The organism is Kribbella sp. NPDC023855 (assembly GCF_040639475.1).
GTDB lineage: Bacteria > Actinomycetota > Actinomycetes > Propionibacteriales > Kribbellaceae > Kribbella.
In genome coordinates this window covers 892,269-908,094 of the sequence record NZ_JBFAAA010000002.1, presented here as the reverse complement: position 1 = coordinate 908,094, position 15,826 = coordinate 892,269, and the positions used below count along the sequence as shown (strand labels likewise).

The window sequence follows — 15,826 nt, the reverse complement described above, 5'->3', positions numbered from 1 at the left end:
GGCGGCGGTCCCGGCGCGATCAGGTCTCGGTTCCCAGACAGTCAGGGGCGATCCGGCCAGAAGGCACTGAGCGCCGTGAGCGCTATCCAATCCCCCTCCCCGCGTGGGGGGACATGGCGAGGAGTCCGAAAACACGCCCTGTCCACAGTTCTAGCCGCCTGATGGCAGGTTCTGCTTCGGTCGACGGGTAAGATGGAGCTGTTGAGAAAGCCGCACCGCTGATGAACACAGTAGGGGCGGCTTCTACTGTGCATCGATGCCCCGCGCACGCGGGGTCCGAGGAGGACAACAGCCGGTGACCGACGAGCCGACCGAGATCGACGTAACCCCGTCCGCCGACAGCACCGGTATCGCAGCAGAAGAGGCACCGCTCAGCGTCATCCCCTCCAGTGTGGTGGAGAAGGAGTACGACGCCAGCGCCATCCAGGTCCTCGAGGGCCTCGACGCGGTCCGGAAACGTCCGGGTATGTACATCGGTTCCACCGGTGAGCGCGGTCTGCACCACCTCGTCTACGAGGTCGTCGACAACGCGGTCGACGAGGCGCTGGCCGGGTTCTGCGACAAGATCGTCGTCACCCTGCTGCCCGACGGCGGCGTGCGGTGCGTGGACAACGGCCGTGGCATCCCGGTCGACATCGTCGAGTCCGAGGGCAAGCCGGCCGTCACCGTCGTACTGACCGTGCTGCACGCCGGCGGCAAGTTCGGCGGCGGCGGGTACAAGGTGTCCGGTGGTCTGCACGGCGTGGGTGTGTCCGTCGTGAACGCGCTGTCCAGCCGGCTCCAGGTCGACGTCCGGAAGAACGGCAAGGCCTACCAGCAGTCCTTCACGATCGGTGTCCCGGACGCGGACCTGGCCGAGATCGGCACGTCGGACTCCAATGGCACCACGATCACCTTCTGGCCCAGCGCGGACGTGTTCGAGACCACGACGTACTCGTACGAGACGCTGTCCACCCGCTTCCGGGAGTACGCCTTCCTGAACAAGGGCCTCGAGCTCGTCATCCGCGACGAGCGCCCGGACCACACCCCCGACGGCGAGCCGGTCGAGCAGTCCTTCAAGTACGACGACGGCCTGGTCGACTACGTCAAGTACCTGACCGGCATCCGCGAGACCGTGCACCGCGACGTGATCGCGTTCGAGGCGGCCCAGGGCGACGACAGCCTCAGCCTCGAGGTCGCGATGCAGTGGAGCGGCTCGTTCCAGGAGTCCGTGCACACCTTCGCGAACACGATCAACACCCACGAGGGCGGCACGCACGAAGAAGGCTTCCGGGCCGCGCTCACCTCACTGGTCAACTCGTTCGGCGAGGACCAGGGCATGATCAAGAAGAAAGAGGACAGGCTCACCGGCGACGACGTCCGCGAGGGCCTGACCGCGATCGTCTCGGTCAAGCTGGGCAACCCGCAGTTCGAGGGCCAGACGAAGACCAAGCTCGGCAACACCGAGGTGAAGGGCTTCGTCCAGCGGGTCGTGAACGACCGGCTCGGCGCCTGGTTCGAGCAGAACCCGCAGGAAGGCCGGGAGATCATCCGCAAGGCCAGCGCGGCCGCGAGTGCCCGGATCGCCGCCCGCAAGGCGCGCGACCTGGCCCGCAACCGCAAGGGCCTGCTGGGTGGCGGCGGCCTGCCGGGCAAGTTGTCCGACTGCCAGTCGACCAACCCGGAGGAGTGCGAGGTCTACATCGTCGAGGGTGACTCGGCCGGTGGCTCCGCCAAGGGCGGCCGGGACCCGAAGTTCCAGGCCATCCTGCCGATCCGCGGCAAGATCCTGAACGTCGAGAAGGCCCGGATCGACAAGGTCCTGCAGAACAACGAGGTCCAGGCGATCATCTCCGCCCTCGGCACCGGGATCCACGAGGACTTCGACGAGGAGAAGCTGCGGTACCACAAGATCGTGATCATGGCCGACGCCGACGTCGACGGCCAGCACATCCGCACGCTGCTGCTTACGCTGCTGTTCCGCTTCATGCGCCCGCTGATCGAACGCGGTCACGTGTACGCCGCGCAGCCGCCGCTGTACAAGATCCGCTGGAGCAACCAGACGCCCGAGCTCGCCTACACCGAGCGGGAGAAGGACGGCCTGATCCAGGCCGGCGTCGAGGCGGGCAAGAAGCTGCCCAAGGACAACGCGATCCAGCGCTACAAGGGTCTGGGTGAGATGAACGCGCAGGAGCTGTGGGAGACCACGATGGACCCGGCCAACCGGGTGCTGCTGCAGATCACCCTGGACGACGCCGCCCGCGCCGACGAGACCTTCGCGACGTTGATGGGCGACGACATCGAGGCCCGTCGCAACTTCATCCAGCGCAATGCCAAGGACGTCCGCTTCCTTGACATCTGAGGGCGGGGCCCGGGTTCTGCCCCGGGCCCACCTCGCGCAGCGCCGACCTCACCGACGGACTGAAACGAACGGGACGAGCACCAGATGACCGAGACCCCCATTTCTCCGGGACACGACCGGATCGAGCCCCTCGATCTGCAGACGGAGATGCAGCAGTCGTACCTCGACTACGCGATGGCCGTCATCGTCGGCCGGGCGCTGCCCGAGGTCCGCGACGGCCTCAAGCCGGTGCACCGCCGCATCCTCTACGCGATGTACGACGGTGGCTACCGGCCCGACCGTGGTTTCTCCAAGTGCTCGCGCATCGTCGGTGACGTGATGGGTCAGTACCACCCGCACGGCGACTCGGCGATCTACGACACCCTGGTCCGGCTGGCGCAGCCGTGGGTGATGCGCGCGCCGATGATCCAGGGGCAGGGCAACTTCGGTTCGCCGGGTAACGACCCGGCCGCCGCGATGCGGTACACCGAGTGCCGGCTGGCGCCGCTGGCGATGGAGATGGTGCGCGACATCGACCAGGAGACGGTCGACTTCCGCCCCAACTACGACGGCCGCTCGCAGGAGCCGGTGATCCTGCCCAGCCGGTTCCCGAACCTGCTGGTGAACGGCTCGGCCGGTATCGCGGTGGGCATGGCGACGATGATCCCGCCGCACAACCTGCGCGAGGTCGCCGCCGCGGCGCAGTGGTGCCTCGAGCACCCCGACGCCACCCAGGAAGAGGTCCTGGCGGCGTGCATGGAGAACATCAAGGGCCCGGACTTCCCGAACGGCGCGCTGATCGTCGGCTACAAGGGCATCGACGACGCGTACCGCACCGGTCGTGGCTCGGTCACGATGCGCGCGGTCGTGGACGTCGAGGAGGACGCCAAGGGCCGGACCAGCCTGGTCGTCAGCCAGCTGCCTTACATGGTCAACCCGGACAACCTGGCGCAGAAGATCGCCGAGCTGGTCAATACCGGCAAGATGACCGGGATCGCCGACATCCGCGACGACACCTCCTCGCGGACCGGCCAGCGACTCGTCATCGTGCTGAAGCGGGACGCCCAGCCGCGCGTCGTACTGAACAACCTCTACAAGCACACACAGCTGCAGGACACCTTCGGCTGCAACATGCTCGCGCTGGTCGACGGCGTACCGCGCACGCTCAGCCTCGACCTGTTCATCACCTACTGGATCGACCACCAGATCGAGGTCATCCAGCGGCGGACCCGGTACCGGCTCCGTGAGGCCGAGAAGCAGGCGCACATCTACCGCGGTCTGGTGAAGGCGCTCGACGCGCTGGACGAGGTCATCGCGCTGATCCGCCGCAGCCCGGACGTCGAGGAAGCCCGCGGCGGCCTGATGTCGCTGCTGGAGATCGACGAGATCCAGGCCCAGGCCATCCTGGACATGCAGCTGCGGCGGCTGGCAGCCCTCGAGCGGCAGAAGATCGTCGACCGGCTGAACGAGCTCGAGGCCGTCATCGCCGACCTCGAGGACATCCTGGCCGACCCGGTCCGGCAGCGGCAGATCGTCCGCGACGAGCTGGCCGAGATCGTCGACCGGTACGGCGACGAGCGGCGTACCGAGATCATCGCGGCCGACGGCGACCTGTCCGTCCAGGACCTGGTGCCGGACGAGGAAGTGGTCGTCACGATCACCCGCGGCGGCTACGCGAAGCGCACCAAGACCGACCTGTACCGCACCCAGAACCGTGGCGGTAAGGGCGTTCGCGGGGCGACCATGCGGGCCGAGGACGAGATCGGGCACTTCTTCGCCACCACGAACCACCACTGGATGCTGTTCTTCACCACCAAGGGCCGGGTCTACCGGGCCAAGGTGTGGCAGCTGCCGGAGTCGGCGCGGGACGCCAAGGGTTCACACGTGGCCGGCCTGCTGTCGTTCCAGCCGGACGAGGAGATCGCCCAGGTCCTGACCCTGCGCGACTACCAGCAGGCGCCGTACCTGTTGCTGGCGACCAAGCGCGGCCTGGTGAAGAAGACGGCCCTGGCCGACTACGACTCGGCCCGGCAGAGCGGCATCATCGCGGTCAACTTCCGCGACGAGGACGACGAACTGATCGGCGCCGAGCTGGCCTCGGCCGAGGACGACCTGATGCTGGTCTCCAAGAAGGGCCAGTCGATCCGCTTCACCGCGAACGACGAGCAGCTCCGCCCGATGGGCCGGGCCACCTCCGGCGTGACCGGGATGAAGTTCCGCGACGGCGACGAGTTGCTGTCGATGGCCGTGATCCGGGCCGGCTCGGAGGAGGACGCGCAGTTCGTCTTCACCGTGACGGATGCCGGCTACGCCAAGCGCAGCCGGGTCTCGGAGTACCGGCAGCAGGGACGTGGCGGCCTGGGCATCAAGGCGGTCAAGCTGAACGACGAGCGCGGCTCGCTGGTCGGTGCGCTGATCGTGGTCGACTCCGATCAGGTGCTCGCGATCAAGAACAGCGGCCAGGTCGTCCGCAGCCGGGTGGACAGTGTTCCGGTCAAGGGCCGCGACACGATGGGGGTTAAGTTCGCCGGAGTCGGGGAATCGGATGCTGTGGTCGCGATCGCGCGCAACACCGATCTGGCCGTGGCCGACGACCTGGACGCCGCGGCGGGTACGGACGCGGTGGTGACCGATGGGGTGGTGGTCGACGAGGCCGGCTCCCTGGACGGGGTGGTGATCGACAGCAGCGAGGTCGACGGTGCCCAGGATGTGGACACCGCGACAACCGAATCGGGTGCCGCGGACGTCAACACTGATGACCAGCATTCGACTGACGTTGAGGACCCGGCTACGGTCGAGGATGACGAAGCCGGCCAGGAGGGCACCTGATGACCAACCGCGCGAGGCCGACCTGGCCCGATGGAGCGGACAGCCCGCAGTCCCAACGGCCGCAGAGCGGCCCCGGGACGGGCAAGTCCACCCCACCTGGCAACCCGGCCTCCAACGGTCGTAGCAGTTCCAACGGCAGCGGCCAGCCGAGACCCGGTACTGCGAACGGCCAGCGGCCCGGCGATGCGCGCCAGCCTCGCCCAGGCGGGCCGGCGCCCGCCTCGGTGACTCCGTCGCGACCGCCACAGCAGCCTCCGGTCCGACCCGGTTCGAGCTCGTACCCGGCCGCCCCACCCAGTACTCCGGGGCGCCCGGAGCAGCGGCTGCCGTCGAGCGGCGGCCAGCCCGGCGCATCGGCGTACGGGCAGACCGGCAAGGTGGCGACGCCGACCCACACCCCGACCGAGTCGTTCGGGGACAAGCTCAACGCGGCCAAGCAGGCCGTGCTGGGCCGGGCGACGGCGCTCAAGGAGTCCGCGACACAGAGCTCGGAGCCGAAGGCGGCCAAGGCTGACAAGCGGGCCGAGCTGAAGCAGCAGCCTGAGGTCAAGGGTGCCGACGTCAAGCACACCGACTTCAAGCCGGCGGCCGAGCCGGTCGCGAAGGCCTCGTCGCGGCCGCAGACCCGCAAGGCCCGCCTGCGCCTGTCCCGGATCGACCCCTGGTCGGTGATGAAGACCGCGTTCCTGCTCTCGATCGCGTTCGGCATCGTCATCTGGGTCGCCGTCTTCATCGTCTGGTCGGCGATCGGCGCGGCCGGCGTCTTCGAGAACATCAACAACACCGTCCGGGAGGTGCTGGGCACCCAGGAGGGCAACCAGTTCCAGATCCAGGACTACATCAACACCGGCAAGGTGATGGGATTCACCACCCTGCTCGCCTGCGCCGACGTACTGATCATCACGGCCCTGGCGACGCTCGGGTCGTTCCTCTACAACATCGCGGCCACCCTGCTGGGCGGCCTCGAAGTGACCCTGGCCTCGGAAGACTGAGGCCGCAGAACCGGCTTCGATCGGGTCGTAACGCGGCCCGATCGGAACCAGTTTGGGAGACGGGCACCGAGTGCGGTAATCTCTCCGAGGTTCGAAACCCGCGATTGCGGGCCTATAGCTCAGACGGTTAGAGCGCTGCCCTGATAAGGCAGAGGTCACAGGTTCAAGTCCTGTTAGGCCCACCCAGATCGACACCCGATCCGAGGAGATCCCCGATGCTGAAGAAGGTCATGCTGGTCCTGCTGGCCAGCGTCGGTGGATACTTCGTCTACAAGAAGACCCAGCAGTCCCGCGCCGAACAGGACCTCTGGGCCGAAGCCGTCGACCCGGTCACCCCGGGCCGCTGACACCACCCCCTCGGGGGCGTAGCTCAACTGGCAGAGCACTGCCTTTGCAAGGCAGGGGTTAGGGGTTCGAGTCCCCTCGTCTCCACCGCAGTATTTCTCCCCACGCAGCCGCCGCCAGCACGCTCCTCCGTCGCGAGCCGCTCTGGCCGCTCCCGCCCGCCCGATCACTAGCGCCCGCTCCTGCGTCGCGCGAGGTACCGCTCCTCCGTCGCGGTGGGTGCCCCCGCGCCGGCAGCCTCCTACCGCAGGTCCGGACGCGCTGACACGGCGGGCGACTCATACATCAGTCGGTGAAGGGCGACGTCCTATCTGCCGAATCGACCTCTTATGGATCAAGGGCGCGCCTCCGGCGCGCCAGGCCGGGACCGCCCTCCGGGGCGCGGGCCCATGCGGCCTGCCGGCCGAACCCCGCGCCCCGGAGACCGACCCGGCCTGAGACCGGAAGACCTCGTACAAAGAGGCAGCAGCCAGACCCGTGTTAGGCGTCTGGCCGCTGGTTGGCCTCGTCCCCCTGGCCGCTCGATTGTCCGGCCACCACGACCCACGTCAAGAGCGCTTCGCGTCCCTACGGGATCGAGCAAGCTCGACATTTGACGTGCGCCGTGCTGACCTGGGTTTGCAGCTATCAGGGGGACGGGGCAGGCGTGGTGTTACGCGGTGAGCGACTGCCAGAGAGAGCCGTAGCCCAGAGCCTCGCTCTTCAAGTAGTCATCGAGGCCGGCCCGCGGCTTGGCGGTCGGCCGCCACTCCTTGCCGCGTCGAGCGTCGAGGATCACAGGAGTGCCCTTCACACTCAAGCTCGGCATGGCGTACTCAAGCAGGCGCAGCATGGCGTCCGCCTGAAAGCGTCCGAGCGGGGGCGCTTTGAAGTAGATCTTGACGACCTCGACGCGACCATCCGGCCAGACGAGTGCGAAGTCAGGGTTGATCTTGACCGTCACGGTCGGCTGGCTCCACTCCCAGCGGCCCGCGTCCAAGATCTTCGCGGTCTGCGCGCGCTTGATGTACTTCGCCACGTTGTCGCCCACCTCTTTGAAGTGGTCGACGGCGCGGGGGTTCGCGTTGAGTACGGCACGTTCGATCGGTGCCGTACCGGTGCGGAACCGGATCGCTTCCTGAATCGCCAGACCCATCGGGCGATAGAAGTCGTGGCCAGGGTGGTAGTCGGCGCCGAACTGGGAGATCTGCTGGCGGACCAGGCTGATCTTCTTGTTTCCTCCGGGCGCGACCAGGTAGTCGCTGAAGGTGGTCATCGGGACCACCGGTGATGCATTCGCCATAGGGCGACTCCGTCCTTTAGCGACGGGGCCGGCACGTGTGGAACGGCACAAATGCGTGCCATCCATGCTTACCCGAGCTATGGTCAGGTTGACTAAACCGTGGTTCTTCAACCACAGCCCCGGCATGACGGCCCTACCACGGCCCATGCCGGGGTTTTTCGTCGTCTTGACTGTACGCGCGGACATCGACACAACAGCTGTAACGACCCAGCATCGCGCGGCGTGTCGCGCCGCCAACCGCTTTCCGGACGTGAGATTGGGCCTGGCATGGCGTACCAGCGCGCAGAAGACCGGACCGGGAGATCTGGAGTTCATGGTTGGGCTCGACTACTCGTGTCGCCAGACCTTGACCGACGAGGCGAGCAGCAAGACGACCAGGAGCGGAATCAGCACGGTCTCGGGGACTACGCCGAGGAGGCCGCCAAGGATTGTGCCGATGATCGATCCGTCGGCCATTGCGATGACGCAGCGGCGGAGAACTGTTAGACGATGATCCTGAAGGTCGACGGGAACATGAGCGGGATCGGCAAGCCGACTCTTGACCCGCGCCGCGCCGGGTTGGCAGCTATCAGGGGGACGGGGCAGGTGCGCTGCGTCTCTTCGAGCCTCTGTCCGGCAATAAAAAACCCGCCCCACGAGGGGGCGGGTGGATGATGTAAGCAACTCTAGCTGGTCAGACTTGTTGCAACAAGTTATCCCGAAAGTATGTCTGCTTCTTAGTCCTCAAAGTAGCAAGCTTGTTAACCCAGATCTTGACCGCCGTGCTACGGAGGCTTACCAGCCAGCAGGACAGGTGTACTTCCCGGCCGTAGGCGGGAGCTGCGAGCTGGTGAAGTCGGCTGGATCGAGCTGGTGCCACCAGTGATTCCCTACTCCATCAGACGGCAACCCTCTGAGATCGCCGGCGCGGTAACCCTTCTGCGGGTTGATGAGCCCGACGGGGACTAGCTCCCGTGCCTTCTGGATAGGGAATCGCAGATCGCTGTCGTTCGAGATGACTACCGCCGCATCGATGACGCCCGTGAGCGCGTCGATCAGGAGGTGCGACGCCACGTTGACATCGGAACCCTTCTCCTCTGTGTTCAGCACGCTGACTAGAAACTGAGCGTCGGGCACAGGGCTTGACGACGAGTCTTGCACCATGATCGGCCATGCTGCCTTCGCGACGATGGGGCGGTTGTTCTTACCTCTGACCGCCAGAGGTGCGTGCTTGAGCCTGGCGACGTACTTGCCGTACTCGATGTGATCCACGCTGCCGCTACTTAGCAGCGCCTTGAGATAGGTGTCTTGGTCGACCTGGCCACTCGGGTTCGTGAGGGCGTCGATGCGAGCTGTGCAGTAGACGACGCGATCAATAGTTGCAGTTGTCCAGGTGGAGGCTTGGACGAGGACCCGCTGGGCAATCGCTCGGATGTCAAGCCATCGCCAACCCGGTTGGCTTCGGCCGCACAGCTCACGACCGCCGTAGTACAGGTTGTATCCATCCACGTAAACACCAACACGCATGGGCAGGAACCTAGTCCACTTCGGATTGGTTGAGTAGCCGCCGTCACCACGGCGTGCAACATCCGTGCAACTACGGATGGCCGCTGAGGGGGATTCACGGGTACTGGCGGTCGGCCCAGATGGGCTGGAATCACGCTTGGAGATGGTGGTCAGGGGCGGTCTCGAACCGCCGACCTTCCGCTTTTCAGGGAGACGAAGCAGATGTGCCGTCGATGCTGTCGTGCCGGGCGATGAGGACGGGAACTGACTCCGAGCTGAGAGGTCCGTATCCCGGATCGAGGTGGACATGGCGTCCGTCCGGTACTGAGGGATCGGACAGCGACAGGCACCAGCGGGCCAGATCGCGAAGGCCGGCGGGGTCGCCGACGAATTGGACAACGCCGTCGACCACCTCGACGCGGACCGTTCCACCTTCGACCGGTGCGATGACTCCGATATCTGGGCGATAGCGCGGGACCGATAGCGAGATCTCATCCATCGCGTCAGTATGACGCTGGCGGCGAGTCTCGGCCGAGGGGCCGTGCCCTCCGCGTGCCCTAGCGAGAACATGCCTGCGGGCTCAGCCGGTCACTCACGGGGTGCAACCGGTCGAGTCCACGCTTGACGATCTACCGCTCAGATCAGCGGGAGCGGCACAACCGCCTTTGCAAGGCAGCGGTTAGCGACGGCCGCGGCGATCGGCTACGCGGGCGATTGAATGGTGCTCTCGTGGGTCAGGTCCGAGATGCTCGGCTGTCGGCGCGCTGATTGAGCTCGGACTGGGCGGAGAACGGATATCACAGGGACGGCGTAGGTGTGGCGGTCTGCTATGTCTGGGCAGGTGACTCGTTGTCCCATTCGGCCTCGGCTACTCGTGCCGATTCGTCCGGGCCGAGCCACCGGAGGGTTACGAGCTGGCCAGCAAACGTGAACCGACTGGCATCCCAGTCGTCCAGCTCTGCCTCGAGGTCTTCGGGCGCGATGAGTGTGTCCGTTGCATCGGCGCACCGCCCCGGGCCGGGCAAGTTGAGCCACACGTGTGCAGCCCACCCGAACTCCGTCCAGCGTCGCCACCATAGCGCCCCGCCAACCTGCTCGACGTACACCTCCGGCTCAACCAGCATGAAGCCAGCCGGTCGCCCATCCTTCACTATCTCCGCAACACGATTCGCGTAGGTCGCTAGCCGGGGCGGCACAGGCGGTTCAGCGTACGGCGGATTCCAGGGCATCCCGAGTCCCTCCATCAGCGCACCGTGCCACGAACGGCGTGGTTGCCGTGATCCGATCATGCCGCAAGCCAGACGCCTCGTTGCGCTTCGCGCCATCAGGCACGGCGAGATGAAACGATGCTGCGGTGGATCAGGACCGACGACGCTCGGCCGTCACCGCGTTGATCGAGCTCGCGGCCAGTGACGACCACCGGGATCGGGCTGATGCGGGTCGTGCTCTGGCGAGTTTTGCTGAGGTGCCTGAGGCGCGGGAGGTGCTGGTTCGGCTTGTTCTTGATGTTCAGGACACGTACGTGACGCTGGAGACCGCGGAGGCATTGCTCCGGCGGCAGGACGTCGCGGGGCTCAGGATCGTGGTTGAAGCGTTGGCCTTGGCGGATGTTCAGCAGAGCGCTTACATCCAGGATGCCGTCGGGACCGTCTTCATGGTGTTTGCCTCGGAGAGGGATCGCGCGTTGGAGCGATGCGATGCACTGTCGCGCGACGCCAGTGCGCGAGTTCGGCAGGGAAGCGCCGAACTGCGCGAGATGCTGGCTGAGATCGAGCCCGTGCTCTTTCCACAAGAGCCAGCCTGAGCAACGGCTTCACAGCGATCTCCCCATCACCTGCCCCGTCTCTGTCAGCGCGGATCGTTGTCGGCCAAATCATCGCGGCAAGTTGCCGGCCGTCTAGGGCTGTCGATGATGAAGTCGGTCAGGGTGATGTTGTGTTGGGCGAGGGTTTCTGTTAGCCAGCGGCGCTGGTGGTCGTTTCGTGAGTCCCAGGTGTACTGGAGGGCGTCTACGGGCCGATAGGCCGGTGGGTCACGTCGTAGGCCTGGGATGAGGGTGTCGCAGATGTCGGCCAGGAGGCGGATTTCCTCCTGGTAGTCGTCGACCTCGGGGAAAATTACACTCGGCCGTTCGCGGACGTAAGCCATTGTTCGGATCATCAGGATGGCGTCGTGGACGGCGTGAGCGATGGCCGTCGCTGCCGCGTCTTGATGGCGGCGGTCTCTCCTGCGCATGTGCTCATCGTGGAGGTCGTTGGAATGACCTGCCAACCATCGGTCGGTTCAGGCTGGGGTGAGGAGGCAGAATTCGTTGGATTCTGGGTCGGTTAGGACCTTCCAGTGGATGTCGCTGTCGGCTAGGTCGATCACGGTGGCGCCTAGGGACTGGAGTCTGGTTGCTTCTGTTTCCAGGTTGTCGGTTGGGTAGGGGCGGACGTCTAGGTGGACTCGGTTCCAGACGGTTTTTGGGTCGGGGGTGCGGAGGAACTGGAGGTACGGGCCTACGCCGGCGGCGGAGCGTAGTACTGCGTTGTGGTCGGTCACCTTGTGCAGGGTCCAGTCGGTGGCCTGGCTCCAGAAGGTGGCCATCGTGTGCGGGTCCGCGCAGTCGACTACTACCGTGGCGATCGGGCCGGTCTCTTCGTAGAGGGAGTCCAGTACGCAGAACTCGTTGCCCTCTGGGTCGGCCATGACCACCCAGGGGACGTCGCCTTGGCCTATGTCGATGGGGGTCGCGCCTAGATTCTTCAGGCGGGCGACCAGTTCCGCCTGATGGGCCGGCGACTTGGTGGCCAGGTCGAGGTGGACGCGGTTCTTCACCGTCTTGGGTTCCGGGGAGGCGACGAGGTCGATGCAGATGGCGGTGGGGTCGGGGTAGACGAAGCCCTCGGGTTCGAGGTTGGTCACGCCGGGGCCCTCGCTGGAGATGCTCCAGCCGAGCGCATCCGCCCAGAACCTGCCCAGCGCGGAGTCGTCGTGAGCCTTCATGTTGATCTGTACCAGCCGAGTCGCCACGTCGACGATGCTAATCGCAAGGTCGGTCAGGCCAGCCAAGAGGCGTAGAAGATGCCGAGCCCGGTCGCGACGAAGAGGCCGGCGACGATCCAGAAGCGGATCACCACGGTGACTTCGTCCCATCCCACGTGTTCGAAGTGATGGTGAATGGGCGCGATGCGGAAGATCCGGCGGCCCGTGCCCGTGAGTCGTTTGGTCACCTTGAAGCAGATCATCTGCAGCATTACGGACAGGGTCTCGAGCACGAACAGCCCGGCGATGACGGTCATCAGGAGCTCGGTGCGGGACATGATCGCCAGCCCGGCCAAGGCTCCGCCGATGGCGAGGGAGCCGACGTCGCCCATGATGATCCGGGCGGGCTTGGCGTTCCACCACAGGAAGCCGATGCACGCGGCGGCGATGGCGGTCGCGAACACCGCGAGGTCGAGAGGGTCGCGCACCTGGTAGCACTGGGACTCCACCACCGTCGGCCGCGAGGAGTCGCACAGCTGGTTGTTCTGCCAGACGTTCACGATGGTGTACGCACCGAAGATCAACGCCGAAGAGCCGGCGAGCAGCCCGTCGGCGCCATCGGTGAGGTTGGCGCCGTTGGAGGTCGCGGTGACGATGAACCAGATCACCAGCAGGATCACGACCAGCGGCAGCTTGATCCCCCAGTCATGGGTGGTGGAGATGTACTGCGAGGCCGGCCGGACGCCGTGCTCGTTGGCGAAGAACTGCGTGGCGAGGATCCCGAAGCCGAGCGCGACCAGGGTCTGCCCCGCCATCTTGCCCCGGCTACTCAGACCCTGGTTGTTCTGGGTGTAGACCTTGATGAAGTCGTCGAGGAAGCCCACTACGCCGCAGCCGAAGAACAGCAACATCAGCAGCCAGGCGCTGGCACTCGGCCATCCGCCGGTCAGGATCGTTGCCACCAGGTACGCCGCGGTGGCACTCAGCAGGATGACAAGGCCGCCCATCGTCGGCGTACCCCGCTTGACGTGATGGGTCGTCGGTCCGTCCTGTCTGATCGGCTGGCCGAAGCCGTGACGGGCGAACCACCCGATGGCGACCCGGGTCCCCAGCAGCGAACAGACGACCGCCAGCGCGCCGCTCAGGAGTATTGCCCGCACAACATCCAGCCCCTCTCCGGCCAAGTCCGGTCAAACCTAGCGAAGAGGCAGGTCCCCGCGGACAATGATGTCGCCTGCTGGGGCGAGCGCGTACGTCGCTCGAGGTCCGTCCGTTCTACCGGTACGGCGCATAGTGCACTCGCCGGCCGAGTCGCATCCACCCCGGCACTGGCAGGCAGCCGACCGGAGCCAGCGCGCCGATTTCGACCTGCTTGGTCCCGTCGGACAGGGTCACCTCGACCCGCGATCGCGCGGGACCGAACACCTCGACCACGCGACCAGCGACAACCGACCGCACGAGGTCAATCAGGAGCAACAGGTCATCCTCGTCCCGTCCGAACTCCCACCGACCGCCCTGATGCCCGGCCTCGACCTGAAGAGCACCCGGAGATCCATCACCCAGCAGATAGAAGTCCGTCCAGTAGACACCCAACGCGTCCTCCCGCTTCGGACTCAGATCGACGCCCCGCCACCCATCCCGATCCTCGACCTCGATCGAGACAGCATCCCCCAGCTCGCCCCTGAGCTCGTCAAGAAACACCGCGAGCCGCGTCGAGATCGAATCGGGGAGGCGAGATCGGCCCTCAGTCATCGCCACATCATGCCCTGGCTTCGCCCGTCAGATCGCTTCTGCCGGGATTGGCTAGGTGTTGAGGGCAACGGTGGGAGAGGGTGCGTGAGTGACTGGTGACGGCGGGCGGGCGATTGCGGAGGTCGTTGCGGAGTTGCGCGCGCGGGAGCCGATCTTCCATCACCCGGAACTCGGTGCTACCCGAGCCGACTTCGAGGCGATGACAGCACCTGATTACTGGGAGGTCGGCGCCTCCGGCCGACGGTACGACCGTGAGTTCATCTGGACCACTCTGGAACGGCGGTACGCCGAAGAGGCGCCTGATGTCTGGGAGACGGATGACTTCGAGTGCCGTCAGCTCGGGCCCGATACGTACCTGCTGACGTACCAGCTCCGGCAGGATGCCCGGCTGAGTCGGCGCGCGACTGTCTGGCGCTGGACCGGTCGTGAGTGGCAGGCGCTCTACCACCAAGGGACGCTCGTCTCGGCATAGAAGGTGCTCAGCAACGCTCGGCTCGTGCCCGAGGCCAGCCGGCTCGCGGCGTGCGGGCTACTCCGTGGAGAAGGGTTTGAAGCCTCGGTGTTGGTAGTTGGGGAGGGCGTGGGGGTGGTCGTCGGAGGAGGTTTGTAGCCAGACGCGGCGGGTGGGGTCGCCCAGGGTCCAGGCGAGTTGGGTGGTGGCGGTGAGGAAGGCTGCGCCGAAACCCTTGCCCTGGTACTCCGGGACCAGGCCGAAGACCACGATGCCTACGTCGCCGTTGCGGCCGCGGGAGAGTTCGACGAAGCCGGCGATGTCGCCGTCCACCTGGGCGAACCAGCTGCGGGCGTCGGGGTGGGACAGCTCGGCGCGCCACTCGTCGTCGCTCCATTCCATCCGTCCGTGGGCGCTCAGTGGGGACCAGATCCGGACGTAGGTGGCGCGGACTGCGGGAGCTGCTTCCGGGCCGGCCACGATCAGGTCGATCGGGCTCGGTGAGGGCGCACCGGGGACCAACTGGTCCGGTGACGTCATCTCCAGGCGCGTGATGATTTCGGAGCCTCCGAAGTCTGGCGGGTGGGATCGGTTGGGTGGATGGTGTGTGGATGAAAACTGAAGTGTGGTGCTGAAGTATGTGGGGGGCAAGAGGTAGGCGTTCAGCGGGGGGACTGCTGTTCGCACTGGGACTACTGCTGACTGGCTGCGGAGCCGAGGGCGCAGCACCTGTGCCGCTGGCAGGCGAGGCCGGTACTACGAACTCGAGCGCGCCGCCGACGGTCGAGCCATCCGTCGAGCCGTCGGCCCAGCCGTCGAGTCCGGCGTCGGTCGAGACGCCGGTCGAGACGCCGGGCACGCCTTCGGTCAAGCCGTCGGTGCCGGTGCCCAAGCGGGTTGCGCCGAGTGTGGTGACGAAGAACGTCGTAGAGATCCGGCCGGTGCCGTTCAAGAAGAAGAACGTCAAGGATCCGGAGTTGCCGAAGGGCGAAGTCGTCGTGTCGACGCGTGGGGTGAAGGGCAGCAAGAAGGTCACCTACGCGGTGACCTACACCGACGGGCGCGAGACGAGCCGGCGAATCGTCAGCCAGACGGTCACCCTTCCGCCGGTCACTCAGATCACGTCGATCGGCACAAAGGTGGAGGAAGCCGAGCCGGCCGGCGACTGCGATCCGAACTACAGCGGTGCCTGCGTTCCGATCGCCAGCGATGTCGACTGCTCGAGTGGCAGCGGCAACGGCCCGGAGTACGTCACCGGGCCGGTCAACGTGATCGGATCGGACATCTACGACCTGGACCGCGACAACGACGGCATCGGCTGCGAGGACGGCTGAGCATGCGAAGCTCTCCCCGAACATGCTCGTGGCGATGCTCGGCTCGGGGGCCGGCGGTGCTCTCGACGC

At 66.2% G+C, this 15,826-nt stretch carries 17 protein-coding genes and 2 tRNA genes; 9 read left to right on the top strand and 10 right to left on the bottom strand.

Going from position 1 to position 15,826, the window contains the following annotated elements; translation table 11 throughout:
• The first annotated feature begins 349 nt into the window (after nucleotides 1–349).
• The 6 genes from gyrB to AB0F51_RS10070 all read left to right on the top strand — a co-directional run bounded on the left by gyrB (nucleotide 350) and on the right by AB0F51_RS10070 (nucleotide 6,573).
• Nucleotides 350–2,341, top strand: coding sequence for a DNA topoisomerase (ATP-hydrolyzing) subunit B (gyrB, locus tag AB0F51_RS10095; protein WP_360277273.1), 1,992 nt, complete (start codon nucleotides 350–352; stop codon nucleotides 2,339–2,341).
• Between the two features lie 84 nt (nucleotides 2,342–2,425).
• On the top strand, nucleotides 2,426–5,149 hold the full coding sequence (gene gyrA, locus AB0F51_RS10090; RefSeq protein ID WP_360276885.1) for a DNA gyrase subunit A: 2,724 nt from the start codon (nucleotides 2,426–2,428) through the stop codon (nucleotides 5,147–5,149).
• On the top strand, nucleotides 5,149–6,141 hold the full coding sequence (locus tag AB0F51_RS10085; protein ID WP_360276882.1) for a DUF3566 domain-containing protein: 993 nt from the start codon (nucleotides 5,149–5,151) through the stop codon (nucleotides 6,139–6,141). Before gyrA ends, AB0F51_RS10085 begins: the two co-directional genes overlap by 1 nt.
• 108 nt (nucleotides 6,142–6,249) lie before the next feature.
• A tRNA-Ile gene (locus AB0F51_RS10080) sits at nucleotides 6,250–6,323 on the top strand.
• Nucleotides 6,324–6,359: 36 nt separating this feature from the next.
• Complete coding sequence (locus AB0F51_RS10075) at nucleotides 6,360–6,488, top strand: DLW-39 family protein (RefSeq protein ID WP_360277271.1); 129 nt, start codon at nucleotides 6,360–6,362, stop codon at nucleotides 6,486–6,488.
• 12 nt (nucleotides 6,489–6,500) lie between these two features.
• Nucleotides 6,501–6,573, top strand: a tRNA-Ala gene (locus AB0F51_RS10070).
• Nucleotides 6,574–7,138: 565 nt separating this feature from the next.
• Here the strand turns inward: AB0F51_RS10070 and AB0F51_RS10065 are convergent.
• The 5 genes from AB0F51_RS10065 to AB0F51_RS10045 all read right to left on the bottom strand — a co-directional run bounded on the left by AB0F51_RS10065 (nucleotide 7,139) and on the right by AB0F51_RS10045 (nucleotide 10,497).
• On the bottom strand, nucleotides 7,139–7,768 hold the full coding sequence (locus tag AB0F51_RS10065) for a hypothetical protein (protein ID WP_360276879.1): 630 nt from the start codon (nucleotides 7,766–7,768) through the stop codon (nucleotides 7,139–7,141).
• Between the two features lie 327 nt (nucleotides 7,769–8,095).
• Nucleotides 8,096–8,224 carry a hypothetical protein gene (locus AB0F51_RS10060; protein ID WP_360276876.1) on the bottom strand — a complete coding sequence of 43 codons (129 nt, stop codon included), beginning with the start codon at nucleotides 8,222–8,224 and terminating at the stop codon, nucleotides 8,096–8,098.
• A 318-nt stretch (nucleotides 8,225–8,542) separates the two neighbouring features.
• Nucleotides 8,543–9,274 carry an NYN domain-containing protein gene (locus AB0F51_RS10055; RefSeq protein WP_360276873.1) on the bottom strand — a complete coding sequence of 244 codons (732 nt, stop codon included), beginning with the start codon at nucleotides 9,272–9,274 and terminating at the stop codon, nucleotides 8,543–8,545.
• 184 nt (nucleotides 9,275–9,458) lie between these two features.
• Nucleotides 9,459–9,752 (bottom strand): hypothetical protein, encoded by a 294-nt coding sequence (locus AB0F51_RS10050; protein ID WP_360276871.1) that lies wholly within the window; start codon nucleotides 9,750–9,752, stop codon nucleotides 9,459–9,461.
• Nucleotides 9,753–10,080: 328 nt separating this feature from the next.
• Nucleotides 10,081–10,497: a hypothetical protein gene (locus tag AB0F51_RS10045; RefSeq protein WP_360276868.1), complete on the bottom strand. Its 417-nt coding sequence runs from the start codon at nucleotides 10,495–10,497 to the stop codon at nucleotides 10,081–10,083.
• A 146-nt stretch (nucleotides 10,498–10,643) separates the two neighbouring features.
• Here AB0F51_RS10045 and AB0F51_RS10040 point away from each other — a divergent pair, with 146 nt between their 5' ends.
• Nucleotides 10,644–11,057 (top strand): hypothetical protein, encoded by a 414-nt coding sequence (locus AB0F51_RS10040; RefSeq protein WP_360276866.1) that lies wholly within the window; start codon nucleotides 10,644–10,646, stop codon nucleotides 11,055–11,057.
• A gap of 44 nt (nucleotides 11,058–11,101) precedes the next feature.
• Here the strand turns inward: AB0F51_RS10040 and AB0F51_RS10035 are convergent, their stop codons facing one another.
• The 4 genes from AB0F51_RS10035 to AB0F51_RS10020 all read right to left on the bottom strand — a co-directional run bounded on the left by AB0F51_RS10035 (nucleotide 11,102) and on the right by AB0F51_RS10020 (nucleotide 13,972).
• A complete protein-coding gene (locus tag AB0F51_RS10035; protein WP_360276863.1) occupies nucleotides 11,102–11,488 on the bottom strand; it encodes a hypothetical protein in 387 nt (128 codons plus the stop codon).
• Between the two features lie 48 nt (nucleotides 11,489–11,536).
• Nucleotides 11,537–12,268, bottom strand: a complete 732-nt coding sequence (locus AB0F51_RS10030) for a VOC family protein (protein WP_360276860.1) — start codon at nucleotides 12,266–12,268, stop codon at nucleotides 11,537–11,539.
• A gap of 26 nt (nucleotides 12,269–12,294) precedes the next feature.
• Nucleotides 12,295–13,380 (bottom strand): phospho-N-acetylmuramoyl-pentapeptide-transferase, encoded by a 1,086-nt coding sequence (gene mraY / locus AB0F51_RS10025; RefSeq protein ID WP_360276858.1) that lies wholly within the window; start codon nucleotides 13,378–13,380, stop codon nucleotides 12,295–12,297.
• 115 nt (nucleotides 13,381–13,495) lie between these two features.
• Complete coding sequence (locus AB0F51_RS10020; protein WP_360276855.1) at nucleotides 13,496–13,972, bottom strand: hypothetical protein; 477 nt, start codon at nucleotides 13,970–13,972, stop codon at nucleotides 13,496–13,498.
• 88 nt (nucleotides 13,973–14,060) lie between these two features.
• Between AB0F51_RS10020 and AB0F51_RS10015 the strand changes: the two genes are divergently transcribed.
• Nucleotides 14,061–14,444 carry a DUF4440 domain-containing protein gene (locus AB0F51_RS10015; protein WP_360276852.1) on the top strand — a complete coding sequence of 128 codons (384 nt, stop codon included), beginning with the start codon at nucleotides 14,061–14,063 and terminating at the stop codon, nucleotides 14,442–14,444.
• Nucleotides 14,445–14,501: 57 nt separating this feature from the next.
• Here the strand turns inward: AB0F51_RS10015 and AB0F51_RS10010 are convergent, their stop codons facing one another.
• Entirely contained in the window at nucleotides 14,502–14,963 is a 462-nt protein-coding gene (locus AB0F51_RS10010) for a GNAT family N-acetyltransferase (protein ID WP_360276850.1), read from the bottom strand.
• Nucleotides 14,964–15,154: 191 nt separating this feature from the next.
• On the opposite strand from AB0F51_RS10010, the gene AB0F51_RS10005 reads away from it, so the two are divergent.
• Complete coding sequence (locus tag AB0F51_RS10005; protein WP_360276847.1) at nucleotides 15,155–15,757, top strand: G5 domain-containing protein; 603 nt, start codon at nucleotides 15,155–15,157, stop codon at nucleotides 15,755–15,757.
• The last annotated feature ends 69 nt before the right edge of the window (nucleotides 15,758–15,826 follow it).